The sequence below is a fragment of the Oleiphilus sp. HI0132 genome (assembly GCF_001635845.1).
In genome coordinates, this window is sequence record NZ_LWGJ01000876.1 from 1 (window position 1) to 920 (window position 920).

The window sequence follows — 920 nt, forward strand, 5'->3', positions numbered from 1 at the left end:
TTCCTTACCGTTGTCACCTGGATCAGCGGCAATATGCGTGGGCCAATACCCTTGGATGAGTAAAATATTCTTACCCGCAATTTGACCTGCGAAGCTAGAAAGGCTAGACGCCGCCATGCTATTTCCGATTGTATTGGTGCAGATATTACATTGCCCAGCACGCGAATTGGTATGACTTATGAATTGCAGCCTGAAATTGCTCGAGGCTTAGCCGCGTCTGGTACGTCTAATTCGATCCCTAACTTGCGTATTGCAGGTACGGGTGATGAGCTTTTTGGTCTCGTTACGCACCCGCTGATTACAGGCGGCGATGACAGTGTTGTACCTCTGCATAGTGCATGTGGCTCTAACAGGGAAGAGTCCATTGATTCATGTGTGTCTGATCTAGCTGTAGATGGACGTGTGAAGTATGTCTCGAAGCACCCGTCTGGTTACTACGATTATTACTACCCCATCATTATGAGTGAGAACACACCTCACAATAATATGCCGCAATCCATTAATATCTGGTCTTTCCAAAACCTATTGGTACTTCCATGGTTTGTTGACGGTCACCCAATGACCTTCGCATTGAGCAATGCAAATCAATACGAAAACAGTGGTAATGCCTCAATCGATGTGGATGTAGAGTATCACCATCACTGGTCATGGTTTAAGAAATATCGGTATATCACCAATGCTTCAAGAAAAAGTATGTCTGAAGTGATACTGGACTCATTTGAGTAGTAGAGTCTGAAATACTTAGTCATGTAAAAAACTAGCATAAGGCTGAATAGAAAATCCGATGATGGCAACATTGTCGGATTTTTTTATGGGCTTTCGTTAAGGCTTAATCAATATTTTTGTGGCCCAGGCTTTAAGGCAATGCGTATATACCTGTTTGTTACCGTTAATAATAAAAAAGGTGTCAGGTCTTTTTT

General features: G+C 42.7%; 1 protein-coding gene. It reads left to right on the top strand.

Annotated elements, in window-relative coordinates; all coding sequences use genetic code 11:
* The first annotated feature begins 171 nt into the window (after positions 1 to 171).
* Positions 172 to 726, top strand: a complete 555-nt coding sequence (locus A3766_RS09990) for a hypothetical protein (RefSeq protein ID WP_068642164.1) — start codon at positions 172 to 174, stop codon at positions 724 to 726.
* Positions 727 to 920: the final 194 nt, after the last annotated feature.